Source organism: Mesorhizobium sp. M1409, from assembly GCF_040317535.1.
Taxonomy (GTDB): domain Bacteria; phylum Pseudomonadota; class Alphaproteobacteria; order Rhizobiales; family Rhizobiaceae; genus Mesorhizobium.
In genome coordinates this window covers 50,832-74,790 of record NZ_JAMYKV010000006.1, presented here as the reverse complement: position 1 = coordinate 74,790, position 23,959 = coordinate 50,832, and the positions used below count along the sequence as shown (strand labels likewise).

The following is a 23,959-nucleotide window of genomic DNA, read 5'->3' as shown; positions in this document are numbered from 1 at the left end:
CTCAGGGCCGCGATGCCGAGCTGTGGCATCTCTGGATGTTTGTTCGCCGGCAATGGCTCTATGCGGCCGCTGGAGGTTTCCTGGTTTTGGTGAAGTTAGGAGGGCGCTTTTCCATAAAGGCCGTCAGCGCTTCCTTCGCCTCCTCGGAGCGGACGTGCACGCTGAACGCCTCGTTCTCGGCCTGCATTGCCGCCTTGGTCTGTTCACGAAAGGGACGCTTCAGAAGTCGCTTGGACGCTTGCAGCGCACCAGCCGGTTTCGCTGCCAGCTTCCGCGCCGCTTCGGTGGCCACTGGCAGGAGGTTCTCGTCGAGCACAATCTGCGTGACGAATCCCAACTCCGCGGCGCGCCTTGCATCGAACGACGATCCGAGCAGGATCAACTCGGCCGCGCGGATGTGCCCGATCGTGGCCGGAACGGCGTAGCTCGATCCAAATTCCGGTACCACAGCAAGGTTGATGAAAGGCATCTGAAATCTGGTGCTTTCGCCTGCGTAGACGAAGTCGCAGTGCAACAGCACCGTCGTTCCGCTTCCAATCGCGGCGCCGCGCACAGCCGCAACAATCGGCTTGTCGAAATCGACCAGTGCATTCATGAGTCGGGCTTGGGGGGATTCTCCAGGACCTGGAGGATTTTTCAGAAAGTCTTGGATATCGTTGCCGGCGCTGAAAGCATCCCCTGCGCCGTGCCAAAGCACGACACGGACGCTGTCGTCCTTGGCCGCCTCATTGAAGATATCAGCGAGCTTCGCGTACATGCTCGAAGTCATCGCGTTTTTCTTTTCCGGCCGGTTGAGTTCAACGCGAAGTACGCCTTCGGACCGTTCCGTAACTATGTCATCCATCGTCTTCAATTTCCGTCCAATGATCGTTTAGCTCGGCAAGCTTCAAACCTCGCTCTACGCGGCGCGTCCTGGTGCCTTCGGCACGGTGCCGCTGATGCGCAGAGCGTCTATCTCGCTGGTGCCGAAGCCGAGCTGCTCAAGGATTTCCTCGTTGTGTTCGCCGAGCTCGGGTGCGCGACGGGCTGAAGCCTTGGTGACGCCATGCACCTGCAGCGGGCTGCTGATCGTGAGGTTGAGGTTGCCGCTGGCACCCTCGAGCGGCACGACAATGTCGTTCGCTCTGAGCTGCGGATCCTTGATCACGTCGGCAGGTGCCTGCACCACGCCGAAGGTGAGATGGGCGTGTTCGAAGACTTCGATCCAGTGCGCCATCGGCTGCGCGGCGAAGGTCTGATCCAGGATCGCGGTGAGCTGCCCCGAATTCGCTGCCTGTTTCGCAGGGTCCGCGAAACGGGCATCCGTCAAGAGATCCGGACGGCCAATCGCATTCGACAGAACCGGCCATTTGTCCGGTGTCAGCACGATCAGAAACCATGTGTCGTCAGCCGCCCGATAGACATTCAACGTCGCGTTCGGCGGGTTGGCGCGATCATGCAACGGGAAGAACGTGGCTTCGGCAAGCGCTGCCTGTGCCATGACTCCGGAAGCCCAGACGCCTGCAGCGAGCAGCGAAGTGGTAACGTACGAGCCTTTTCCGGTGCGTTCGCGCCGATAGAGCGCGGTGACGATTGCCGAATAGAGGCTGACCGCCGTGGCATGATCGCCGCTGCCGGTAACCGGGAATGTTGGTGGGGCCCCGGCATCGCGCGTCAGCGACAGCAAGCCGCTTCGTGCCCAGTACGCCGTGAGGTCGAATCCCGGAAGCTGGGCGTCAGGCCCGTTGTCGCCATAACCGGTGACATCGGCATAGATCAGACGCGGATTCCACGCCGCGACATCGTCATAGCCCAGCTTCAGTTTTTCGCGGGCCGGGTGCGGTGTGTTGACGATCAGAACATCCGCCCACACGACCAGCCGCCGCAGGACTTCCTGCGCTTGCGGCGACTTCAGATCGAGCGACAGTCCACGCTTGTTGCGATTGTTGAGATGCCAGGGATAGTTGTCTTTTGACCGCGGTTGCGGCGGAACCTTGTAGCCAATGCGCCACGTGTCGCCGGTTGGCGGCTCGACCTTGATCACGTCGGCGCCGAAGTCGGACAGGATGACCGCAGCGGCTGGCCCCGCGATGAAGCTGGCCAGGTCCACCACCTTCAGTCCAGCGAAAATGTTGTCGGTTGCCATATGGGCTGTCCTTCCTGATTACCGTATGCGTCGGGTTTCTTCAGTGCCCACGAAACTGTGGCGCACGCTTTTCCAGGAAGGCGGTCGTGCCCTCCTGCTTGTCCTCGGTTGCGGCGCACAGCCCGAAGTAGGCGGCCTCAAGCAGCAGGCCTTCGCCCTGGCTCGTCTCCATCCCCTTGTTTGCCGCTTCGAGCGCGAACCTGATGGCGATTGGGGCATTGGAGGCGATCTTTCGCAGGATCGCTTCAGCGCGCGTGATCAGATCGGCAGCCGGGACAATTTCGTTGACCAGCCCGATGCGATACGCCTCCTGTGCAGTGATCATCTCGCCGGAAAGGATGAGCTGAAGGGCGCGGCCCTTGCCGACCAACCGAGGCAGCCGCTGCGTTCCGCCACCGCCGGGCACCAGACCCAGTGCGACTTCCGGCTGGCCGAACCTCGCCGTTTCCACTGCGATCCTGATCGTGCAGGCCATCGCCGTTTCACAGCCGCCGCCAAGAGCGAAGCCGTTGACGGCCGCGACAACCGGCTTGCCGAGATTCTCGATGAGGTCGAGCACTCCTTGCCCGAAGCGGCTGGACTGCTCGGCCTCGAATGCCGATACCTGCGCCAGCTCGCCGATGTCGGCGCCCGCGATGAACGCCTTGTCGCCGGCGCCGGTCAGAATGACGCCGCGTATCGCTGCATCGTCGCGGGCATCCTCGAACGCCTTTTTCAGATCCGACCACGTCGGCGTGTTGAGTGCGTTGAGCACCTTCGGGCGATTGACGGTGACATAGGCGATTGCGCCCTTCTTCTCATAGAGGACGTTTGCGAGCGCCGGGCCCGCCGCTTCCACGGCCATGATGATACTCCTGTTCAGGAAAGGGGGGCGAGCCAGGGTGGGGGGAGCGACCCCGGCTCGCCGCTGCTCAAACGAAGGCGCCAAGGCCAGTGATGGCTTTACCGACGATCAGATTCTGCATCTGATAAGTGCCTTCGTATGAGTAGAGAGCTTCGGCGTCGTTGAAGAAGCGCGCCACATTGTAGTCGGCGACGATGCCGTTGCCGCCGAGCAGTTCGCGGCCCCACGAAACCGTCTCGCGCGACTTTGCCGTGCAGAACGCCTTGGCCAGCGAGGCATGGTGGTCTGCAAGCTTGCCTTCGTCATCCATCTGCGCCAGGCGAACCATCAGGCATTGGCACGCGGTCAAATTGGCGAGCATCTTGGCCAGGATGTCCTGCACCATCTGGAACGACGCGATCGGCTTGCCGAACTGCAGGCGCTCCTGCGTGTATTTCAATGTCGCCTCGAACGCGCCCATCTGGATGCCGGTCGACGCCCAGCCGACCATGTAGCGCGTCATCCGCAGCACACGCGCTGTATCGCGAAACGAGTTGCCGCCCTGCAGGCGGTCGGCTTCCGACACGCGGACGTCCTTCAGCGTAATAACGCCGTTCTGGACGACCTTGAGCGCGATCTTGTGCTCGATCTTCTCGACGCTGAATCCCGGCGTCGTCTTGTTCTCGACGATGAAGCCTTTCACCTGATTGTCGGTGAGGTCACGCGCCCAGATGATCGAAACGTCGCACCACGTCGCGTTGCCGATCCAGCGCTTCTGCCCGTTGAGCACCCAAGTGTCGCCCTCGCGCTTGGCAGTCGTAGTCAGCCCTCCGCTCGTGCCCGAACCGACCAGTGGCTCGGTAAGGCCGAAGCAACCGATCTTTTCCCAGCGCGCCATCGGCGGCAACCACTTCTGCTTCTGCTCCTCAGAGCCGTCGAGATAGATCGAGCCCATGGCGAGGCCGCTGTGCACGCCGAAGAAGGTGCAGAACGAAGCGTCGACGCGTGCCAGCTCCATTGCGACGAAGCCGAACAGCTTCTGGCTGCCGCCGGCACAGCCATAGCCCTCGTATCCAAGGCCTCCGAGTCCCAGCTCCTTGAACGAAGGCAGCAGTTCGAAGGGAAACGCATCGTCGGACCAGTATTTGTTGATAATCGGCTGGACCTTGCTCTCCATGTAGGCCCGCACCTTCTTGACCACCGCCAATTCGTCGGGGGTCAGGACATCGACAAGTTGGTAGAAGTCGCTGTTTGGCGCCGGCAAAGGCTTGGCCTGCTTGTCTTCCTTGGTTGCGATTGCCACTGCCATTCTCGCTCTCCTGCTCAATTGTCCGATCTCTCGGAATGAAGTGTGAGCAGGACTATGGCTTCAGCCGGCGGCTTGTTCTTGGAGAACTCTGCGGCGGGTAGGACGCCTGTGCCCGATCTTGCCCATCGGGGTTCGTAGATGGAGGATGTGAATTTCGGCCCACGGAGTCAGAAATCAGGTTGATCCAGTGACTTTGCAGTGCCCGGCGATCAATGTTCGGCCTTGAGGCAACATTCAACACCACCGCGCCACGTCGGGCCGATGGCGTCCGCACTCCAAGCAACTAAATCGCGAGGCAAGGTGCGTTAATCCCGACAATCACATCGGTTGGATGGTTGGCCCACATGAATGACGGCGTGCCCATCGGCAAACCCACGTTTCAGGTTCGGTGCGTTCCCTTGGTCCGCCCTATCCATTCGGCGGTTCGTTCTGAAAGAACTGGCGGCTCTGTAGCTCGGCATCGGCGAACGCCTTCTCACCCTCGGTGCGAAGGTGCTTCGGCTTATATTTGCACACCAGCTCGCAGTCACAGTCGGGGCCTTCGCGGCCACAGAGCTCGAGGTATTCAGGCTTGTCACACGCCCCCTTCCTTGACTGCATGAGCGACGCGACCTGCTGGAGCCGCCTGGATGCCGCGTAGACGTAGCCGTGGACAGTCCTGAGGACCTCGGCGGTCTGAATCACGTTGAGCGCCGTCTGGCCGCATTTTCGGGCACCCGTCAGGTTTTCCTGCGGGCTTTGTTTGAGGATGTCGTGCAGCTGATCAATCAGACCATTCGTCAGGTGGTTGGCGGCTTCCTTGACCGTCGCTCGATCAAAACTATCGTCGGTCGTGGGTTTCTTGGTCATTGCCGTACTCCTGCGAGCGGCCGCACATTTCAATCGGTTGCGGCAGGAGCCTATCGGAACCGGTCGTCGCTTGATTTGATGGACATGCGCCGGCTTGTTTGTTTCGACGGCAAGTCAAGGCAACTATCTAATTCTATCGCCGCGTTACCCCAGCTGCAGGCTGTTCCACAATGAGACCGGAAACTGCAATGGTGATTTCACGCAGTTTGGCAGCAAGATCCGCACACACCAGTGTCAGGATGTTGGCGCGGAGTGCTGGTCTGCTGGCCATGAACTCTACCAGTTGCCACCAGTCCCACTTCACGACGGTTCCACAACTGCGAGCTCATACATAAAAACGTCCTGACGTAGGTCCCGACGACTGTGACTCTGCTGCTAGTAGATCGTCTCCGAGTGGCAGTCCCAAGTGGGACCATACATCTGCCAGCGCATCACCAAGTTCGACGACTGTGCGGTCGTTGTGTAAAGGTGACGGGTTTAGGACGAAGTCACGTCCAACAGCGGCGTGACTGCTTCGAGAGATCGTCGCGTTCGCACACCAGACGGATCACGGCGCCGTGGTTTGTTTGGTCGTGACCGTGGCATTTGTGGGTCGCGGCGCTTCAGAAATCAGCCGCGAGCTGCGCTGGCCGGTCAGATACGACCACAGCCATTGCGATTGAACCCTCCAACGATTCTGAAGTTGGGGGAGAGCCAACAGGTGAACAAAAGCCCATATGAACCAGGTCAGGAACCCACTCATTCTCAGATGGCCTGCCTCCAGGATGGCGAAGTTCTTTCCGACGACCGCCATATTGCCCTTGTCTCGATACCGAAACGCCCGTTTTGGTTTGCGCCCCCTGATTTGGTCGGAGATCAGACGTCCCACATAGCGACCTTGCTGGATGGCCGCCTGCGCGACGCCGGGTACGGGTCGCCCATCCTGCTGTATGGACGCGGCGTCGCCGACCACGAATATGTTTGGTTCATCCGGCAAATTGAGGAAAGGTTCGACCACCGCCCTGCCCGCCCGGTCCGTTTTGGCGCCGAGCAGCTGGATGATCGGCGATGCGGCCATGCCTGCCGTCCACAACACGGTCGCGCTTGGAATTCTTTCGCCGCCCGCGATCACGCCCTGGGCGTCGACACGATCCACCTTGACACCGGTCGCAACTTTCACGCCGAGCTTGGTGAGGTGTCTGGCGACCTTTTTCGACAGTGACGGAGCAAAGCTCGGAAGAACCCGATCTCCTCCCTCGATCAGGGTGATCGTGCTGGTTGCCGGATCGATCTGCCTGAAATTCCGACGCAGCGTGACCCTCACCATTTGTGCAATCGATGCCGCAAGTTCGACACCGGTCGGTCCGGCCCCGACAAGCACAAAATTCATCTGGCGGGCGCGCTCGTTCTCATCGTCGGTCGCCTCGGCCATTTCGAACGCGCTGAGGATTTTGGTTCGGATCGCCTCGGCGTCGGTGAGGTTCTTGATCCCTGGTGCAAAGGCTGCGAATTCGTCGTGGCCGAAATAGCTCGGACGCGTACCCGTGGCGACGACGAGGAGATCGAACCGCACCTTGCGGATGCCAATCCCGGGAAAGAGGGCATCGACGGTGCAATGGGTCGTATCGACATCAACGACGTCGGCGAGCATCACATTCAAATTTGCCTGCCTCGCCTCCAACTGCCGGATCGGCGCCGCGATCTCGGATGGTGCAAGCACTGCGGTTGCTACTTGATAGAGCAGCGGCTGGAAAATATGATGATTGCGGCGATCGATCAGAACCACGTCCGCATCGGATCTCTTAAGGGCCCGCGCCGCTGCCACTCCGGCAAAACCGGCGCCTAGGATAACGACCCGCGGCCGCATGGTGCGTGAGCCACCATCGTCGGCGGCATTTTCGGCGGGACCAGTCTCAGCCAACATCGCTCTCACCTCATGATTAGCCGGGGATCTTGCAACTGGCCGATCTGACGACCATGCAAATCGAATAGCTCTTGAGAGGCACCTGTTTCTTGTAAGGATTTGCTGCGACCCGAAGCGGCCTGCCACATTCAGTGGCGCCGTTTCAAAATCCATTCACCCAGCAGGCAGCCTTGGAATTGCGAGATGCCAGTTGCGCCATGGGGGATCACCTTGGGCATGCTCGCGTAGCGGCACGGCGAGCGGTAGCCGGTCCGGCGCCCGCATGTAGTACAGCTCGGACCGATAGCGCGCCCAGAAGAAATCACGGGTGCTCAAACCAACTTTCATAAACTAAAGAGCGGACATTCATCGTGCCTTTGGTCTTGCTGATCGGCAAGGCTAATCGGCGAATGACGCTGACATCACCGGAAGCCACAGATCGATGGTGGTGCCGCGATTAGGCACACTGGCGATCGACAGCCCGCCACCTTGGCGTTCCATGAGTTGCCTGACAGTCGCCAGGCCGAGGCCCGTTCCATTTGTCTTGGTCGAGAAATGGGGCTCCCCCGCCATTTTCAGGGTCGCCTCATCCATTCCGATGCCACAGTCTGAGATTGTCAGGCGGATCATTGAGTCTCGTTTCCGCGCCCGACTGCTAGACAGGCAATCCTGCGCAGCAGCGATCGTCACATGTCCTCCAGCCGGCATCGCGTCACGGGCATTCAAAACGAGATTGAGCAAAGCCCGCTCAATCAGCTGCTGGTCGATGAAAGCCTTTGGGAGATCCTCGGCGATGTCGAGGTCAAGACGAACGTGCGTCGACAACAAGCTTGCAAGCGGCGCCTCGAGCCGTTCCACAAGCCGACCGACATCGACAGCAGCAAGCTTGACTGGTCGAGGGCTCGCAAAGTCGAGCAATTGCCGCGCCAGCGTCTTGGCGCGAAAGGCACAGTAGATCGCTCCGTCAATCTTTTTCAGTTGCCGCGCCGTTCCGGCCCCGCGACATTGCATCTCCTCCAGGACTGACACGATCGGCGTCAGCAGTATGTTGAAATCGTGAACTATGGAGGCAAGCAACAAGCGCGGGTCAGAAACTGGCGGCAGGGCAATATTGTCATCAGTGACGCGCTGCCCGGTCGTCATATCGAGATTGTCGGCCATGGCTTCTCTCCATCGAGAGCTTCGGGACGTCTGGTTTCCGAGAGTTGCATTTGGTCACGCCTCAAGATTCAGAGCTTGTACGAAGCACCTGGTCTTTTGACGTTTCTCGCAGGATCTTTCTGGCCGTTCGGTTCGGCCTACCTCAGCATCCCATGGCGAACTCGCACCCGCCGTTGGAGTGCCAACAGGCGCCCGAGGCCGACCGATCTCGAGCTTTGGCCTAACACCGTTGACCGTCAGATCTTTGATGAAATTGATGGCCGCAAGTGAACGAACGGTAGCCCGGCAAGTGATCCGCCCTTTTCGAGCCCGCCAAGGTCCTTTCGATGATCTTGCGAACCTCGGCCTCCGCGTCGACATCATCGCACGACTCGAACAGGGCCCGCTGGCTACTCGATACTGCCGGCTCCGGCAGAACCTGAACGTCAATATGATTGAATGCCTTGGCGATGCACGCGCCCGGAACGAACTCGCGGAACTGCCGCCGAGATCGTGTCAATGGCTCACTTGGAAACGATTGGGCTAGCGACGCTCGTATAGTCCTTTACCGGCAGGGCCGGTTGCGGCAGTGCGTAGAAAATCGGCTCGCGGGTATCGAGACCCGCGTCGGCGGTCTGCATCTTCATCTCAACCCCAGTGCCGTCGGCTTCCGCCTTGCCCATCGCATCTTGAAGTTGTTGCGCGGCTTGCTGGCTCCATGGCAGCACATAGAAGCGCGGCTCAGTCGAGCCGGGCGTCGTGAGCCATACGTAGATGGCTTCGTTCTCAACCGGGACGGCGCCCACCACTTGCGCTTTTGCCGTGTCGCGCCACTCGAGCGTCAGCGGCTTCGGACGGCCAAGAAGCTCGCTGGCGCCGACATAGACCACAGTGATCAGCGTCAGGAAGATGCCGACCGAGAGGGCGCGGCGGGCAATGCCCGCATGCGGCAGGATGACGAAGATGAACGCGCCGAGCAGCAGCGCGAAGATGACGGGAGCGATCATCATTGGGAGGCCGCCACACGTAGGGGTTTGAACAGGCTGTTGATGCTGCCTGGCACCAGTTGGCCGGTCGAATCGAGCCGGAATCTCAGGGCGGTAAGCTCCTGGTTGGGCTTGCGAAGTTGGACCGTGGTTGTGGCCAGCGGCGCTGAAGACTTGGTGGAATTGGCCTTCACATTGACGGTTATCTTCACCGGGACGGGATATGTGACTTTGACGCCGCGATACATGTGAACATTGACGACGTATTCGCCCGAGGGAGCTCCCCGCGAATAGGCGACTTCATGGTTGGAATCGGTCATGTCCTGCGCCATGCCTAGGTCGTCGCGCAGCAGATCGAACACCTTGCCGCTCTTGGTGGAATAGCCGACTGGCACATCGCCGGGCGCCTGGACCCACAGATCGACATCGGCGTCGAGCTTATCTGGCCACTGTGTCTCGACGGTGACGTTTCCGGGCGTAGTGACGCCATCGGTTTCACTCGCCTTGGCAGGCGGGTTCATCACCGTCATCATGAGCATGGTCATGAGGACGAAACCGCCCAGCATCAGAAGAGCGGTGTCGAGCCAGACGGTGAGAGTTTCCTCATCCATCGAAATTACCGAGCAGGCGAAGATTGATCTTTAGCCACAGGTTCGTGGCTATGCCGAGCAGCGTCGCATAGAGCGCGACGTACATGCCGTCGATGACCGATGCGATCATCGGCCGGATTGCGTTGGGGTCGGCTGTGCCGCCAGCGCGCGCCGCAGAGAAGGCGACGATGAGCCCAACCACGGTTCCGAGCAGCCCGATCCGCACCACATGCGTCGCCAGCCAATCGACATCGCGCCAGCGCCGAAAGAAGACGCACAGAATGCCCAGGGCGCCGATGGCTACGATCAACCAGCACAGAAACCCGTTGTTGCCAGCGAACGGCTTGCCGGCAACGCCGACGACCCACAGGCCCGCGATTGCGGCGGCGCCAATTGCCTGAAGAACGATGAACCGCGACAGAAACGCGAGCGGAGCGCCGTTCGTGTCGACAGGGCGCGTGTCCTGCACCCTGCGGGCAACAGCGTGCGATCCAAGGTCAGCTGCCTGCTCTGACCAAAGCTGCTGAGCAATCGGGACGATACCGGACCGCGACTTATGTCGGAGTGCGCTTTCGCGGGCATAGACGTCAACCATCTTGGCGTTCCTTCTTTTTGCGAATCCACGCGATCAGGCGCCGCGCTCGCCCTTGGCGCCGACCCGCTTCAATTCTTCCCAGCCTTCGCCGGCCGCGACTAGGCAGCTTGGGCCGTTCGGCCGGCTGACCATGATCGTCCAGGTCTCGCCGTCGTCGCTGGTCAGCACTTCGACGACTGAGCCGTTTTTAGCCAGACCGAGGGCAACGGGTGCTTCTTTGAATCGTGTGGAAAGTTGCTTCAGAATTTCCAGCCGCGAGGCGCACAGAGGCGATCCGGCCTCCGCCGCCGCGGGTATGGAGAACATCGCGACTGGCACGAGTGCCGCCCCAATCACTTTGATGCGCGCCAAATCAGAACGTGACTTAACCAGTTTGAAAACTTGGTTGGACATTGGGACCTCCGAGTTTGTGCGAAGGTAGGCCTCTCGGCCGTCTCGTTTTCCGTAAGTAGCATTTGATCACGGCAAACGATTCAAAGCTTGTAGGAAGCGTCTGCGCTTTGGACAGTTCTCGCAGGATTGCCGCTGTTTGAGGTTAGACGCGCCGTCCACCAAGGATTGGTTGGTCGAAGTCAGAGATTGAACAGGTGCCTGATACGCGCCCGCAGCGGCGGCATCGTCGTCGCGGCATTCGCCCCGTCGCCTCGGCCGAGCCGAAGCAGCTCTGATGCGTTCCGCTTCGAGAGAAGCAAGGCCAGCTCGTCGGCGATTGCGGGGCGATCCCGCATCAGCGGCGCCAGACCCTCTTGTGTGATCTCATAAACGACTACGAAAGTGAGAGCCTTGATGCCGCCGAGCTCGCCGGCTTCCGTCAGAAGACCGCCTTCGCCGAAGCAGTCACCCGGCGCAAGACGCTCCAGTTCCATCTCGCGCGCGCCCTCGCGCCGATTTACGGCTACGACGCCGCTGCGCACGATCATGAGCGACTTCAGCACCTCCCCCTGCTTTGCGAGGGCCTCTCCCTTTCGGAAAGTCCGGCGTGTCATCGTCGAAGCGAGCGCTTCCTTCTCATCCTCGGTCAGCGGGGCAAACAGGGGGATCGCGTCCAGAAGTCGCCGTGGCGTGGTATGGAAACCGAACGGCACCTCAACCCCGTTCGATTCCGGGAATGCGGAGCCAACAGCTTCCATGGGCGCAGCAAGAGTGAGTCCGGCCGCCTTGGCATGACGGAAGATCAGGTCGAAGACCTCGCTCTTTGCCTTGCCGGCGAGGGCCCTGTCCGCAACCCTGAAAGCAAGCTCCAGTTCCGCTGCACCTCCGTCCAGCGACAGTATTTGCACGCTCGGCTCCGGTCGTGTCAGGATCGAATTGCTGCTCAAGAGAACCGAGTGCATCACATCGGCCATCGTGGACGGCGCTGTGGTTGGCCGGAACCGGACCGTCAGTGTTACCCCGTGGCTCCGCTCGGGACTGCTGAGGTTGGTCAACCTTGCCTTCGCGAGGTCGCTGTTCGGGACAACCACCAGGTCGTTTGCACCGGTCAGAAGATGGGTGGCCCGCCAATTCGTCTCGGCCACCTTTCCTTCAATGCCGTCGCTCAGCACAAGCCAGTCGCCGATTCCGTAAGGCTTGGCGAGATTGAGCGCTACGCCCGAGAAGACGTCCCCCAGAGTGTTCTGCAAGGCAAGGCCGAGGACAATAGCGACGGCGCCAGATGTGGCTATCAGTGTTCCAACCGGGGCGTTGAATACGTAAGCGATGATCGAGAGAACCGCTGTCACGTAGATGATGCCTACGACAAGATCCTGAAGAAGCCGTCCCTCCCGGGGCTGGTGATCGAGGATGAGAAATACGCGGACCACGCCGATCAGCGACCATGCGGCATTGACCCACCAGATCACCTTGACGATGCCCGTAAATACGCGCTGCACCTTAGAGATGTCGGCCGGATCAACCTCATACGGGATGATCCCGTGGTACAGCAGCAGCGCCGTGAGCACCAAAAAGAACGCCAGTTGGCCGACCAAGCGGAGGGTCGGTCGGTTGCGGAGCAGAATTCGCGTAACCAATGCGCCCAGCGTGGCGAGCACGCCAGTCTGAACGATGGGATCTGCGATGATTTCGGATAGGGGTGCGTAGGTAACCATGGGATTGGGAGCCACGTATTGTTCGACGGCAAGGGGACCTAGTGTGAGAGCGCCGCTACGCGGACCTACATTGAGATCGGCGGCGCTGAGACTGCCGACCGAATCGAGTTGGAGGTGACATTGCGGTCGCGAAGAACTGCTTGTTGAAGAAGACGCGCCTGGCGGACACTTTTGATCCATCCCGATCCACTACCTCTACGGGAAGGTCGCACGCGATCGCCCTGCTGAATATGGCGCACAAAGCTGACGGCAGCTTCCCGGGTCTTGCTGTCGCGGCCCCGACCGGCCTCATCCGACGAAGCCTTCAAGTCCTACGGCCGGGCGGTCAGCCAGACAGTCATGCCAGGCTCCAGCCCTTCGGCACTGCCGTTTGGATCAAGGCGCAGTCGGAAGGAATTGAGATCATGGTCGCCAACGGCGCGGGCCGCGCGCCAGGTCGCGAATTCCCCCAATGGTCGCAGTTCCGTCACGCGGGCATCTATTTGACGCCCATCCTGCACCGTCAGCGCTATCGTTTTGCCGAGTGTCATTTCGTGGAGATCGTCTTCACGCAGCGTGAAAGCGAACCAAGCGTGACCATCCGCTTCCATTGTCATAACCGGCTTTCCCGGACCAATGATCTCGCCGGGCTCGGCAACGCGGATGCCTATTGTGCCGTCCGCTGGGGCCGTCAGTCCGGTCTTGTCCAACTGGGCCTGGAGATCCGCGACCGTCGCTTCGGCCAGCGCCACGTGGGCATCGGCCAGAGCACGCTCCTCGATGGTGGGACCCGCGCTGGCTTCGGCAACTTGCGCCCGCTTGAGATCAAGGTCAGCTTGGGCCTTTGCAAGCGAGGCCGTGCTGTCGTCGAGCGTTTGCTTGCTGGCGAAGTCCTTGCCGGCAAGCGCCGATGCGCGGTCATACCGCTGCTGGGCGAGCAGAAGATTGGCTTGCGCCGTCTGGACGGCCTGGGTCGCGATTGCCACCTCTTCCACCCGCACACCCGAATAGACCCGATCCCGCTCTGCTTTGGCGCTCGCAGCGGCGGCTTTGGCTTCACCAACGGCTGCTGTCAGCTCGGGATTGTCAAGAACGGCAAGAAGATCGCCCTTGTGGACGTGCTGGCCTGGAATGACGGCTATCGTCGCTAGCCGCCCTGTCGTCTCGGGCGCGATGCGAATCTCGGTCTGCCGGACCATGCCGGCGATCGGCGGCTTCGCCTGCTCTGCCGACGCCTGCCAAGCGCTGCATAGTATCGTGCCTGCCACGGCCAGTGCGATTGCGAAACCATTTCGTGGTCTAGTGAGCATCGGACACCCTCCGACCCGTGGCGATTCTGGATGAGGCGATAGCAAGGACTGCGTAAACGCCTGTCAGCACCCACAGCCCCACCCAGTCTTTCCAGACGTCCGTCAGAGTCGCTCCCATCTGGTTGACCCGCACCAGGCCATCGATCCCGAAGGTGCTTGGAAGAATACGGCTGGCCGTCCGAAGCATCGGCGGGATCGCTTCCAGCGGCCATGCGACGCCGACTAGGAAGAAGATCGGAAGACTGATAGCGACGAACAGGAGAACCGCCGTTTCGCCCCGCTTGAACCAGTTGCCAACGAACTGGCCGAGCAGGCTGACCGAGAGGATGAAAGGGATGGCCAGGACGATCAGGTCGAGCACGTGATCGGTTGCCGAGAAACCGTAGACCCTCGGCAGCACGATGAGGAACAGCGCCAGGCCTGGCAGCGCAAGTAGCAGATGCATGAGGCATTGACCGATCACCGCTGCCACGGTTCCACGACGGCGGCGAGCGCTGCGGCCGCCCTGCTCATAGGCCATCCCGGCTACTGAGGCCGAGCCCATCAGTCGCGTCTGCTGCAGGATCAACAGAAAGGCGGCTGGAACGATGTAGCTGCCATAACCGCCGGTGGGATTGAAAAGCGGCTGGTTCAAAATCTCTACAGGCGAGCTTTGCACGAGAGCCGCGCGGTAGAGGCTGCCATTCGAGCGGGCGCTGCGCGCCGCAAGATCTGCCGTGACCGCGCCCACGCCTTCCTGAATACCCTGCAGCGTCCGGTTGTAGAGCAGGAAATAGGCTGAATCGACGTAGGCAGGCAGTCTGGCCTGATCGCCCTTCAGGATGTCGCGTTCGGTTCCTGCCGGAATACCCAGGATGCCGAACACTTCCCGGCGTGCGAGCGCGGCCTGCGCTTCGGCCAACGTCGTCGGCCGAAGCACCACCTTCACCGCTTCGTCGGCATTGACTGCCTGGATGATCGTACGGCTGACGTCGGAGGAATCGTCATCCACGACGGCAATGGGGATGTCCTTGATAAGTTGGCCTAAATAGGGTTGCGGGTAGAACACACCGTAAACGATAGGCGCCATAACGATCAGACCGAAGGCCATGCGGTTACGGATAATCCGGCCATATTCGTCGGTGAATGCTCGAACAATGCCGATCCTTCCTTCCGACCTGTATTGTTCGGGGGATTCGACCGGCTTTGGCCTCGGATGCCGAGCAACAAATCGCAACGTCAGCCAGGTCAGATTGAAATAGATGACCGCCAATCCGCCCAGCATCATGAAAGGCTCGGCGGAATCCGCTGCCGATACGCCACGGGCCGCCTGGTCGAACAGGATCTGGATGTACCAGCGCAGCGGCAGCATTGCCCCCCAGGCGCGGGAGAAGGTGTTCATAGCCAAGACGGGAAACCCGACGCCGGCGAAGCCGAACGCCGGCGAACAGATGATGCCGGTCAGGCTGAGACCGAATGCAAGGTTCCTGACGAGAAGCTGCAGCAGCGCGCCCAACGACAAATAGGCAATGATCAGCAGGCAAGCGCCGGTGGCCACCAGCACAGGGTCGCCGCGGAAGGGTATCTCGAAAATGCCGTGAATGATCCCGAGCCCGACAGCCATCATGACGAGGAAGATGCCGAAGTAAGGTGCCAGCTTGCCGACAAGCGCGATAAGCATGCTGTCCCCAGCCGTCGCCAGCCATTCCCGCATGTTGCGCGACCCGAACTCGGAGCCGACCGCATAGCCGGCGGAGATTGCAATCACGATATGGAGCACCGTGGGCAGGATCGCTCGCAAAAGGAACTGCGCATAGTTCAGCGCCGGGTTGGTGAGAACATATTGCTCGACGACAAGCGGACCCAGCGTGAAGGCGGCGGTGTGTGGTCCTGGAGGCAGGTCGGCGATGGCTGCCGAGAGCGCCGCCTGCAGCGAACTCGAGGCAACGTTGCCAGGCGTGAAGAACTGTTTGTTGAAGAAGACCACGACCTGCGGCCGGTGCCCCCCTGCGATGTCGCGTTCGAGATTCTCGGGGATATAGACCGTGGCAATGGCCTCGCCGGAGCGAACAGCATGCATGGCGCCGTTGAGATCGGAGGAACGTCTTGCCACGGTGACGCCCGGTGCAGCGCTGATCGCCTGCACAAAGGTCTCGGACGTCTTCGTCCTGTCCTGATCGACCACGTCGACCCGAAGATCACGGATGACCGCATTGCTGAATGTGGCGGCAAGGATCGCAAAAGCAATCAGCGGGATGACGATGACGAGCAGCAGGGCAACCTTGTCGCGACGGATCCAGGCCACCTCGCGGACAGCGACATCGACAATGCCGAAACGACGCACACTCGGCATCAGTGCGCCCCCTTCCAATCCGCGTAAGCACTCATGCCGGGCCTTAGGTCTGGGAGCTTGTCGACAGGATAGGCCCGCACCTCGAAGGTCCTGAGGTCGAAGTCGCCAGTCGCGCGCGTTGCGCGCCATCCGGCATACTCGCCGCGGGTGGCGATGGTCCGCACCTCGACGGTTACCGACATGTCGCCGAGTGCCGGAATTCTGACCGTGAACCGGTCTCCGACCTTCAGACCCTTGATCAGGTCCTCGCGAAGATCGAAGCCCACCCAGACATCGCTGAGGTCAACAAGCGAGAGCAACGGCACTCCGGGTGACACATATTCGCCGAGCTCGGCACCGACCTGATAGACCTGCCCCGCAATCGGCGCTTTGACGGTCATCTCATTGACCTGCGCCTGCAAGGTCGCGATCGCGGCCTCGGCCTTGGCGACGGCAGCTTGGGCCACGCCGCGCTCCTCGGCGGTGTGGCCAGCGACAGCTTCCTGATAGGCGAGCTTTGATTGCTCTAGGGTTCGCTTTGCCACATCCAGCGACGCGGTCGCCTCGTCGAGCTTTGCGACCGATTCGAAGCCGCCCTCGGTGACCTGCTTGACCCGGTCGTAGGTCTGCTGGGCAAGCGTCAGATTGGCCTGCGCTGACGCGACCTCAGCCTTGCGTTCCGCAACTTCCTCGGCGCGCGTGCCGACCTGGATGCGAGTGAAATCCGCCTGAGCGACGACGCTTGCTGCCTGCGCCTCGCTGAGCTTCGTCAACAGCTCCGGATTATCGATCGCCACCAGCAGTTGCCCGGCCGTGATATTGTCGCCACGCGAAACCGGTCGCTGTCCGATCCTGCCATCGATACGAGCCGCAATATCGATGCGCGTGGCATCGGCCTCACCTTGCACCAGCAGCGGCTGCGGCTGAACGAGATACCACAATGACAAACCGACGATCGCCAGCGTTGTGAGCACAACGATGATCGCCGCCATTTTCGAGGTTCTGGATGGCTCAGCGAGTTGGTCGCTGGCCGGAGTCGGTCGTATCGCAGACAGACCGGCGGGTTGCTGCCCAGGGACCGTTGTAACGCGGCCGTGCGGCAATGACTCATCAGTCGAATCCGATGTGTTGCTCATCGGGTCACGCGACATGTGCGACACCATATGTCTCCGTTTGGTCTGGGCAATGCTTGGTGATTGTCGTCAGGTCGTCTCGAACTGCTTTCTCAATGAGCCTGTCCGCTCGTCGCAGGGCGATTTCGAAGGCCGCCAATCCATGACCGCGTCTCATCGGCAGGCTCATCTGGAAAATCCAGGCGGTGTCTTTTTCCACGGGACGCCGCCGCGGCCTATCTCGTAGCCTTCAGTGTAGAGCGCTCGCATGAACCGGTTGTCGAACGGGCTCTTCGCTTCGACGGTAAAGTCCGGCGGGATGTCTATGGCGTTAAAGTCGATCCCATCGCGCTTAGCGATTGCGTAGAGCCGATAGAGATCGCCGATGCCTTGCGTCTTGATTAGCGACGACACTGCCTTCTCGGCGATATCCGGCAAGCTTGCCTTGACCGAGCTGTACTCGGGGGTGGTTCGGCCGTTGCGGATTACATACAGTCGCGCCTTGACCTTAGTGTGGAATGTCTTGTCGAGCTTGCCCAGCGTCAGTCCGGCTGGCATGAGGAAGACCTCGGTGGCAGTGCCGCCGTCCACATGCATCTCGTGATAGGTCCTGCCGGCCGCGGTCACTTCCAGGTTGACGGGTGGAAAGATGCCTGGAATGGACGTGGAGGCGAGGATAACCTCGTTGAACAGCTTCCTGCGATCCGGCCGCCCGCTCGCGGCGATGGCCCCCATGTCCCAGATGACGGCCCGGTCGGCATCGAGGTTGGTCGTGCCGATAAACAGACGGCGCCCCTTGGCGTACTCGCTGGCGATCTCCGCAAGCATGTCGTCGGTGATGTGTTCGTCGAGCATCTTGGCGAGTGGCGCATTGCTGGTGAACGAGCCGCTTGAGAGCGCTCCGAGAAAACTGTGCTTGGTATAAATGTTGGCGTCGCTGACCTCGGTGAAACCGTCCTTGAGCACGCCGTCATAGGCTGGCCCCAGGAAGGCAAAGGGTGCAATAAGCGCGCCCGCGCTGATCCCGGTGACGATATCGAACTTTGGTCTGGTCCCGGCTTTCGCCCATCCGGCAAGAATCCCGGCGCCAAAGGCGCCGCTGCTGCCACCGCCCGACAGCGTAAGAGCGTTGAGCTCTCTAGTGTTTATGGACGGATCGGACTTCGACGCTTTCAGTCTCTCGTCGTGGAATCGGACGAGTCGCCCGGCTGGATAGCTGGCATAGGAATCGCCCCAGATCCGGATGTCGTTTTGATAGCCGGGTGGCTCGGCCGCCGACGCAAATTGCTGTGGGACGCTATCCCTAGGAAAGGCGGCAATGCATGCGGTGAGATGGCTCGCGCACAGGCTAAGCGCAATTGCTCGCGCGAGCGCCCCTGCTCTCCTGGAGACCCGTATCGAGTTGCACCCACGAAGAAGGATGCGCACGGCGGCAGAACAGGCTGCACGGGCCAGGCAGGGACGGAATGACCGGGACAATCTGCCTTCCGGTGACCATGGGGTCCGGACTGTCGTCATGAATCTTTCCTCTCTCAAGCAGCTTGCGAGATGGCGAGAGGGACTTGCGGCGAGTTCAACCTCCCCGACGCTGGGCGCTGCTTACGAGAGCATGCTTTGATCATGGGCCGACGCTCGGTGCTTGTACAAAGCACTGGGCATTTTGACGTCTCATGCATGATCGACATCTGAATTAACGTCCATGCGATTGGACCAGCCAACCGCAGCGAGCGGCCTTGACGTCATCGGGCGCGGCGCAGCTCGCTGCCGTTTGAGCGACGCGCTGCTTCGAGTCCTCGAAGCAGCCTCTACTGAACCGTCGGCAATCCTGCGAGAAACGTCAAAAGCGCGGAGGCTTCCTACAAGCCTTGAATTTCGAGCCGTGATCAAGTGTGCCTTACGGAAAACGGAGCTTCCCGACGCTCTCGAGGGAGAGGCGCAAGCGCAGAATGCTCTGCCAGTCAGGCTTTGCACCGAACGTCAATCCATTTCAGACAAGGACGACCATGCAGATGAATGCCACTCCGACACCCGGTTCAGAGCTGATTTCGCCGAAGGACCACACGCTGATCATGATCGATTTCCAGTCGCAGATGTCGTTTGCCACCAAGTCGATCGATGCCGTCCTGCTGCGCAACAACGCCGCGCTGGTCGCCCATGCCGCCGCCGGTTTCGGAGTTTCGACGATCCTAACCACTGTTGCCGAGAAGACCTTCTCGGGACCGATGTTCGACGAGATCACAGCTACTTTTCCCGGCCAGGCGCTGCTCGACCGCTCCTCCATGAACACTTGGGAGGACGCCGCGGTCATCAAGCAAGTCAATGTGATCGGCAAGAACCGTGTCGTCTTGTGCGGTCTCTGGACCAGCGTCTGTATCGTCGGCCCATCCCTCTCCGCGCTCGATCAGGGTTTCGAGGTCTATGTGATTGCGGACGCCTGCGGCGATGTCTCCGACGAGGCGCACGAGCGCGCCATGCAGCGCATGATTCAGGCCGGCGTGCGGCCGATGACATCCCTGCAATACCTGCTGGAGCTGCAGCGCGACTGGGCGCGCGGCGACACCTACGAGCTGACGACCGGCATCGCCAAGAAGTTCGGCGGCGCCTATGGCCTCGGCGTCATCTATGCCAAGACCATGCTCGGCGCTCACGAAGGTTGAACCGTCGAAAGTGGCGCTGGCGATTTCGTCGGCGCCACTTGGCAATCCCCTCCGTTCTCCTGGAGCGCCCCATGAAACCCTATGTCATCTCGCTTGCTGCCGGCCTTCTCGTGGGCGTCATCTATGGGCTGTTGAACGTCCGTTCTCCAGCCCCACCCATCATCGCGCTTGTCGGCCTCCTTGGCATCCTCGTCGGCGAACAGCTTCCGCCGCTTGTCAAGAATATGTGGCGCAGTGAACCGGCGGCGCTTTCATGGCTGCATCAGGTGCGCCCGCATGTATTCGGACATTTGCCGCAAGGCGGCTTGCCATCCGAGTTGTCGGGAGCCCGGCCTGCGGACAAGAGCGTACAGGGCTGAACCCCAAAATGGCGAGGCGATGACCATGGATAAAAGCATCACCGCAGACTTGATCCTACATCATGGGCTGATCACCACTCTTGACCGTTCCAATCCGGCTGCAAGCGCCGTCGCCATCAGGGACGGCGAATTCCTGGCCGTCGGCCGTGACCAGGAAATCATGGCATTTGCAGGCGCCACGACCAGGATCATCGACCTCAAGGGCAAGCGCCTGATGCCCGGGCTGATCGACAACCATACCCACGTCGTCCGCGGCGGCCTGAATTTCAACATGGAACTGCGCTGGGACGGCGTCCACTCGCTTGCCGACGCCATGGCAATGCTGAAGCGGCAGGTGGAAATCACCCCCCCGCCGCAATGGGTGCGGGTCATCGGGGGCTTCACCGAGCACCAGTTCTCCGAGAAGCGCCTGCCGACGATCGAGGAAATCAACGCGATCGCGCCGGACACCCCAGTCTTCATTCTCCATCTTTATGACCGCGCCCTGCTCAATGCCGCGGCCCTTCGGGCAGTTGGATACACGAAGGACACGCCAAACCCACCCGGTGGCGAGATCACCCGCGACGCAGCCGGCAATCTGACCGGACTGTTGCTCGCCAAGCCGAACGCCGGCATCCTCTATGCGACGATCGCCAGGGGTCCGAAGCTGCCCTTCGACTACCAGGTCAATTCCACCCGCCATTTCATGCGCGAACTCAACCGTCTCGGCGTGACCGGTGTCATCGACGCCGGCGGCGGCTTCCAGAACTATCCGGACGACTACGCGGTTATCCAGAAGCTCGCAGACGACGGCCTCATGACGGTGCGGCTTGCCTACAACCTATTCACGCAGAAGCCGAAGGAGGAAAAAGACGATTTCCTCAAATGGACCTCCTCGGTCAAATACAAGCAGGGGACCGACTATTTCCGCCACAACGGCGCCGGCGAGATGCTCGTCTTCTCGGCCGCCGATTTCGAGGATTTCCGCGAGCCGCGCCCAGACATGCCGCCGGAGCTGGAAGGCGAACTGGAGGAAGTCGTCCGAATCCTCGCGCAAAACCGATGGCCTTGGCGGCTGCACGCCACCTACGACGAGACGATCAGCCGGGCGCTCGACGTTTTCGAGAAGGTCAACCAGGATATTCCGCTCGACGGCCTCAATTGGTTTTTCGACCATGCCGAGACGATTTCCGAGCAATCGATCGACCGGGTCGCCGCCTTGGGTGGCGGTATCGCCGTCCAACACCGCATGGCCTATCAGGGCGAGTATTTCGTCGAACGCTACGGCCAGGGCGCTGCCGAGGCGACACCGCCGATCGCAAAGATGCTGGAAAGCGGTGCGCGCGTTTCGGCCGGCACTGACGCCACCCGCGTGGCCTCCTACAATCCATGGGTCTCGCTCGCCTGGATGATCACGGGGCGCACGGTCGGCGGCATGCGAATCTACCCGGGCCGCAATTGCCTCGACCGTGAGACGGCGCTTCGCATGTGGACCGAGTATGTCACCTGGTTCTCGAACGACGAGGGCAAGAGAGGCCAGATCGAAAAAGGCCGTCTCGCCGACCTCATCGTCCCCGACAAGGACTTCTTCGCCTGCGCCGAGGACGAGATCTCCTTTCTCACTTCGGAACTCACCATTGTCGGCGGCAAGGTGGTCTATGGCGCGGGTGATTTCGCCTATCTCGACGAGAGTGCCGTTCCACCCGCGATGCCGGACTGGTCACCCGTACGTGTCTTCGGCGGCTACGGCGCCTGGGGCGAGACCTACCTGGCGGGCCGGCAGTCGTTGCGACGGACCGCGATCACCTCCTGCGGCTGTTCATCCGCCTGTGGCATGCACGGCCACGATCACGCCGGCGCGTGGACTTCGAAGCTCCCGGTGTCCGACCTCAAGAGTTTTTTCGGTGCGCTCGGCTGCAGTTGTTGGGCCGCCTGATCTACGGAGCCGCTCATGAACACGAATGCCATCCGCACGATTGAACACAGTTTTGCCGGCAGACCGCTCACCGCCCGTGCCGTGCGCTTCTTGGCGCTGCTTGGCCTCTGTGCCGCCTATATCCAGGGGCCAGTCGTCAAGCTCCTCGATTTCGGCGGCGCCATCGCCGAGATGGAGCATTTCGGACTGCTGCCCGCACCGTTCTTTGCCGCCGCCGTCATCGTTTTCGAACTCGCGACTTCGGCGCTGATTCTGACTGGATATTCGCGCTGGATTGGAGCGCTGGCGCTTGCCGGCTTTACTCTCGGCGCGACATGGATCGCCCTGCGTTTCTGGGAATTGCCGCCGGCCCAATCTACCGTTCTTTCGAAAGAGATGCCGCTGCTGACATCGATAAAGGGTAGCTTCAAATGATAGCGACGGTCTTGGAGCGATCTTCGCTTACACACGTCCTGACTTCGGCGTGAATCGTCAGAGGAATATAGCGTAAGCGGAGATCTTCATGGCCAGACCATCGCTCGGCGTCCTTCTCAGCTTCAACGGCGGCTACGTCGACACAATGGGCTTCCTGGCGCTTGCCGGCCTCTTTACTGCCCATGTCACCGGGAACTTTGTGACGCTGGGCGCCGCGCTCGTCTTCGGAACGACAGGAATTATCGCGAAGCTGCTCGCATTGCCGGTCTTCTGCATCGTCATCCTGCTCACGAGTGTGCTATCGCTGCGCCTCAAGCTTGAAGGACGAAGAGCTATCGTCACGCTCCTGTCCCTCATGTTTGTGCTGTTCACGATTGCCGCTATCGCCGCATACGTTCATGGCCCTGTCTCGAATGGCGACTCGGTGGCTGCGATAGGCATCGGGATGACTCTTGTAACGGCCATGGCAATCCAGAACGGGCTGCATCGGGCCCATCTTTCCAAGCTGCCACCAACAACGCTGATGACCGGCACAACGACGCAGATCATGATCGATCTCGCCGACCTCATGTCCGGCACAGCAACCGACCACATGCGCGAGGTCAAGGAGCGCCTGAAACGCATGGCAACCAGCCTCTTCTGCTTTGCAATTGGTTGCGCTGCCGCGGCACTGGCCTTCGTCGCCTCCCCGACTTGGTGCTTCGTCGTGCCTGTTGGCGTGGTCGCCATCAGCCTTCTGCCCCAGTCCGGCGAACCGTCCGAGGTGTGAGCTCGACAATCTCAAGGAACACGCCGCGCAAACCAAAGGACTGAGCGGTTTTCTCACCAATCCCCGAATGGCGGGCCGGATATCCGCCGTCTCAACATTAGGAACTGTCTCATGAACACGACCGTCAAATCACGCAGGGCATACGACCTGAAAACCCCGACCGGGCTCGGCGCGGAGGCGGCGAAGGACATCGGCGCCGCCGCGACAGCCCTGCTTGCCGACATCTTTGCCCTCTATATGAAGACGAAGAATTTCCATTGGCACATGTCGGGTCCCCATTTCCGCGACTACCACCTTATGCTCGACGATCAGGGTACGGAAATTGTTACGATGACCGACCCGCTGGCAGAGCGAGTGCGCACGCTCGGAGCCTGCACCATCAGGTCGATCGGAGACATTTCCCGCCGGCAGCGACTCAAGGACAACGACGCGGATTTCGTCCATCCGCACGAGATGCTCGCCGAACTGCGCGAGGATAATGCAACACTCGTCGCAAGCCTGCGCACGATGCACGATCTCTGCGACGAACATGGCGACCTGGCCACCGCCAGCCTTCTGGAAAACTGGATCGATGAGAGCGAGAAGCGTGTCTGGTTCCTGTTCGAGACGCTGCGCGGTACCAACGGATGATGTGTAGTGCCGCAACGGCCACACGGTCACCGCGGATCAACTACTGCGGCGCCTCCATCGCCGTTGCCTTCGAAGAGGTCGACACCGGAGCCTGGCGAAACAGGTCCTGAGCCGGAC

General features: G+C 60.9%; 22 protein-coding genes. 6 read left to right on the top strand and 16 right to left on the bottom strand.

All coding sequences use genetic code 11. The annotated features are described in order from the left end of the window. Positions 1–58: 58 nt before the first annotated feature. The 16 genes from NKG99_RS07305 to NKG99_RS07230 form a co-directional block, all read right to left on the bottom strand. Positions 59–844, bottom strand: coding sequence for an enoyl-CoA hydratase (locus tag NKG99_RS07305; RefSeq protein ID WP_352865778.1), 786 nt, complete (start codon positions 842–844; stop codon positions 59–61). A 54-nt stretch (positions 845–898) separates the two neighbouring features. Beyond that, on the bottom strand, positions 899–2,125 hold the full coding sequence (locus tag NKG99_RS07300) for a CaiB/BaiF CoA transferase family protein (RefSeq protein ID WP_352865776.1): 1,227 nt from the start codon (positions 2,123–2,125) through the stop codon (positions 899–901). A 40-nt stretch (positions 2,126–2,165) separates the two neighbouring features. Beyond that, positions 2,166–2,969 (bottom strand): enoyl-CoA hydratase-related protein, encoded by an 804-nt coding sequence (locus tag NKG99_RS07295; RefSeq protein ID WP_352865773.1) that lies wholly within the window; start codon positions 2,967–2,969, stop codon positions 2,166–2,168. A 67-nt stretch (positions 2,970–3,036) separates the two neighbouring features. Then, entirely contained in the window at positions 3,037–4,257 is a 1,221-nt protein-coding gene (locus tag NKG99_RS07290) for an acyl-CoA dehydrogenase family protein (protein WP_352865770.1), read from the bottom strand. Between the two features lie 408 nt (positions 4,258–4,665). Continuing rightward, positions 4,666–5,106 carry a hypothetical protein gene (locus tag NKG99_RS07285; protein ID WP_352865767.1) on the bottom strand — a complete coding sequence of 147 codons (441 nt, stop codon included), beginning with the start codon at positions 5,104–5,106 and terminating at the stop codon, positions 4,666–4,668. A 547-nt stretch (positions 5,107–5,653) separates the two neighbouring features. Then, positions 5,654–7,009, bottom strand: a complete 1,356-nt coding sequence (locus tag NKG99_RS07280) for an NAD(P)/FAD-dependent oxidoreductase (protein WP_352865765.1) — start codon at positions 7,007–7,009, stop codon at positions 5,654–5,656. A 378-nt stretch (positions 7,010–7,387) separates the two neighbouring features. After that, positions 7,388–8,149, bottom strand: coding sequence for an ATP-binding protein (locus NKG99_RS07275; protein WP_352865763.1), 762 nt, complete (start codon positions 8,147–8,149; stop codon positions 7,388–7,390). A gap of 503 nt (positions 8,150–8,652) precedes the next feature. Then, the gene (locus NKG99_RS07270) at positions 8,653–9,138 is read right to left on the bottom strand and encodes a hypothetical protein (RefSeq protein ID WP_352865761.1); all 486 of its coding nucleotides are present in this window, start codon (positions 9,136–9,138) and stop codon (positions 8,653–8,655) included. Beyond that, the gene (locus NKG99_RS07265) at positions 9,135–9,725 is read right to left on the bottom strand and encodes a DUF2135 domain-containing protein (protein WP_352865758.1); all 591 of its coding nucleotides are present in this window, start codon (positions 9,723–9,725) and stop codon (positions 9,135–9,137) included. Before NKG99_RS07265 ends, NKG99_RS07270 begins: the two co-directional genes overlap by 4 nt. Next, positions 9,718–10,299, bottom strand: a complete 582-nt coding sequence (locus NKG99_RS07260) for a MotA/TolQ/ExbB proton channel family protein (RefSeq protein ID WP_352865756.1) — start codon at positions 10,297–10,299, stop codon at positions 9,718–9,720. Before NKG99_RS07260 ends, NKG99_RS07265 begins: the two co-directional genes overlap by 8 nt. Positions 10,300–10,332: 33 nt before the next feature. Continuing rightward, the gene (locus NKG99_RS07255; protein ID WP_352865753.1) at positions 10,333–10,692 is read right to left on the bottom strand and encodes a hypothetical protein; all 360 of its coding nucleotides are present in this window, start codon (positions 10,690–10,692) and stop codon (positions 10,333–10,335) included. A 179-nt stretch (positions 10,693–10,871) separates the two neighbouring features. Beyond that, positions 10,872–12,386, bottom strand: a complete 1,515-nt coding sequence (locus NKG99_RS07250) for a cyclic nucleotide-binding domain-containing protein (protein WP_352865750.1) — start codon at positions 12,384–12,386, stop codon at positions 10,872–10,874. A gap of 311 nt (positions 12,387–12,697) precedes the next feature. Continuing rightward, a complete protein-coding gene (locus NKG99_RS07245; protein WP_352866074.1) occupies positions 12,698–13,564 on the bottom strand; it encodes an HlyD family secretion protein in 867 nt (288 codons plus the stop codon). Between the two features lie 100 nt (positions 13,565–13,664). Further along, on the bottom strand, positions 13,665–16,007 hold the full coding sequence (locus NKG99_RS07240) for an ABC transporter permease (RefSeq protein ID WP_352865747.1): 2,343 nt from the start codon (positions 16,005–16,007) through the stop codon (positions 13,665–13,667). Continuing rightward, positions 16,007–16,978, bottom strand: a complete 972-nt coding sequence (locus NKG99_RS07235) for an HlyD family secretion protein (protein WP_352865744.1) — start codon at positions 16,976–16,978, stop codon at positions 16,007–16,009. The genes NKG99_RS07240 and NKG99_RS07235 overlap by 1 nt, the downstream gene beginning before the upstream one ends. Before the next feature lie 306 nt (positions 16,979–17,284). Further along, positions 17,285–18,616 (bottom strand): patatin-like phospholipase family protein, encoded by a 1,332-nt coding sequence (locus NKG99_RS07230; RefSeq protein ID WP_352865742.1) that lies wholly within the window; start codon positions 18,614–18,616, stop codon positions 17,285–17,287. 491 nt (positions 18,617–19,107) lie between these two features. On the opposite strand from NKG99_RS07230, the gene NKG99_RS07225 reads away from it, so the two are divergent. The 6 genes from NKG99_RS07225 (at position 19,108) to NKG99_RS07200 (ending at position 23,842) form a co-directional block, all read left to right on the top strand. Next, the gene (locus NKG99_RS07225) at positions 19,108–19,755 is read left to right on the top strand and encodes a hydrolase (RefSeq protein ID WP_352865739.1); all 648 of its coding nucleotides are present in this window, start codon (positions 19,108–19,110) and stop codon (positions 19,753–19,755) included. Between the two features lie 71 nt (positions 19,756–19,826). Beyond that, on the top strand, positions 19,827–20,114 hold the full coding sequence (locus NKG99_RS07220; protein WP_352865736.1) for a XapX domain-containing protein: 288 nt from the start codon (positions 19,827–19,829) through the stop codon (positions 20,112–20,114). A 25-nt stretch (positions 20,115–20,139) separates the two neighbouring features. Next, positions 20,140–22,029 carry an amidohydrolase gene (locus tag NKG99_RS07215; protein WP_352865734.1) on the top strand — a complete coding sequence of 630 codons (1,890 nt, stop codon included), beginning with the start codon at positions 20,140–20,142 and terminating at the stop codon, positions 22,027–22,029. A 15-nt stretch (positions 22,030–22,044) separates the two neighbouring features. Beyond that, positions 22,045–22,443, top strand: coding sequence for a DoxX family protein (locus NKG99_RS07210; RefSeq protein WP_352865732.1), 399 nt, complete (start codon positions 22,045–22,047; stop codon positions 22,441–22,443). An 88-nt stretch (positions 22,444–22,531) separates the two neighbouring features. Continuing rightward, on the top strand, positions 22,532–23,212 hold the full coding sequence (locus NKG99_RS07205; RefSeq protein WP_352865730.1) for a YoaK family protein: 681 nt from the start codon (positions 22,532–22,534) through the stop codon (positions 23,210–23,212). A 111-nt stretch (positions 23,213–23,323) separates the two neighbouring features. Then, positions 23,324–23,842 (top strand): Dps family protein, encoded by a 519-nt coding sequence (locus NKG99_RS07200; RefSeq protein ID WP_352865728.1) that lies wholly within the window; start codon positions 23,324–23,326, stop codon positions 23,840–23,842. The last annotated feature ends 117 nt before the right edge of the window (positions 23,843–23,959 follow it).

Coding starts and splice junctions, on each gene's coding strand:
- NKG99_RS07250 (WP_352865750.1), bottom strand. CDS start 12,386: ATGGTTACCTACGCACCCCTATCCGAAATCATCGCAGATCCCATCGTT.
- NKG99_RS07275 (WP_352865763.1), bottom strand. CDS start 8,149: ATGGCCGACAATCTCGATATGACGACCGGGCAGCGCGTCACTGATGAC.
- NKG99_RS07200 (WP_352865728.1), top strand. CDS start 23,324: ATGAACACGACCGTCAAATCACGCAGGGCATACGACCTGAAAACCCCG.
- NKG99_RS07300 (WP_352865776.1), bottom strand. CDS start 2,125: ATGGCAACCGACAACATTTTCGCTGGACTGAAGGTGGTGGACCTGGCC.
- NKG99_RS07240 (WP_352865747.1), bottom strand. CDS start 16,007: ATGCCGAGTGTGCGTCGTTTCGGCATTGTCGATGTCGCTGTCCGCGAG.
- NKG99_RS07305 (WP_352865778.1), bottom strand. CDS start 844: ATGGATGACATAGTTACGGAACGGTCCGAAGGCGTACTTCGCGTTGAA.
- NKG99_RS07225 (WP_352865739.1), top strand. CDS start 19,108: ATGAATGCCACTCCGACACCCGGTTCAGAGCTGATTTCGCCGAAGGAC.
- NKG99_RS07270 (WP_352865761.1), bottom strand. CDS start 9,138: ATGATGATCGCTCCCGTCATCTTCGCGCTGCTGCTCGGCGCGTTCATC.
- NKG99_RS07290 (WP_352865770.1), bottom strand. CDS start 4,257: ATGGCAGTGGCAATCGCAACCAAGGAAGACAAGCAGGCCAAGCCTTTG.
- NKG99_RS07210 (WP_352865732.1), top strand. CDS start 22,045: ATGAACACGAATGCCATCCGCACGATTGAACACAGTTTTGCCGGCAGA.
- NKG99_RS07215 (WP_352865734.1), top strand. CDS start 20,140: ATGGATAAAAGCATCACCGCAGACTTGATCCTACATCATGGGCTGATC.
- NKG99_RS07265 (WP_352865758.1), bottom strand. CDS start 9,725: ATGGATGAGGAAACTCTCACCGTCTGGCTCGACACCGCTCTTCTGATG.
- NKG99_RS07235 (WP_352865744.1), bottom strand. CDS start 16,978: ATGGCGGCGATCATCGTTGTGCTCACAACGCTGGCGATCGTCGGTTTG.
- NKG99_RS07285 (WP_352865767.1), bottom strand. CDS start 5,106: ATGACCAAGAAACCCACGACCGACGATAGTTTTGATCGAGCGACGGTC.
- NKG99_RS07245 (WP_352866074.1), bottom strand. CDS start 13,564: ATGGTCCGGCAGACCGAGATTCGCATCGCGCCCGAGACGACAGGGCGG.
- NKG99_RS07280 (WP_352865765.1), bottom strand. CDS start 7,009: ATGTTGGCTGAGACTGGTCCCGCCGAAAATGCCGCCGACGATGGTGGC.
- NKG99_RS07205 (WP_352865730.1), top strand. CDS start 22,532: ATGGCCAGACCATCGCTCGGCGTCCTTCTCAGCTTCAACGGCGGCTAC.
- NKG99_RS07295 (WP_352865773.1), bottom strand. CDS start 2,969: ATGGCCGTGGAAGCGGCGGGCCCGGCGCTCGCAAACGTCCTCTATGAG.
- NKG99_RS07260 (WP_352865756.1), bottom strand. CDS start 10,299: ATGGTTGACGTCTATGCCCGCGAAAGCGCACTCCGACATAAGTCGCGG.
- NKG99_RS07220 (WP_352865736.1), top strand. CDS start 19,827: ATGAAACCCTATGTCATCTCGCTTGCTGCCGGCCTTCTCGTGGGCGTC.
- NKG99_RS07230 (WP_352865742.1), bottom strand. CDS start 18,616: ATGACGACAGTCCGGACCCCATGGTCACCGGAAGGCAGATTGTCCCGG.
- NKG99_RS07255 (WP_352865753.1), bottom strand. CDS start 10,692: ATGTCCAACCAAGTTTTCAAACTGGTTAAGTCACGTTCTGATTTGGCG.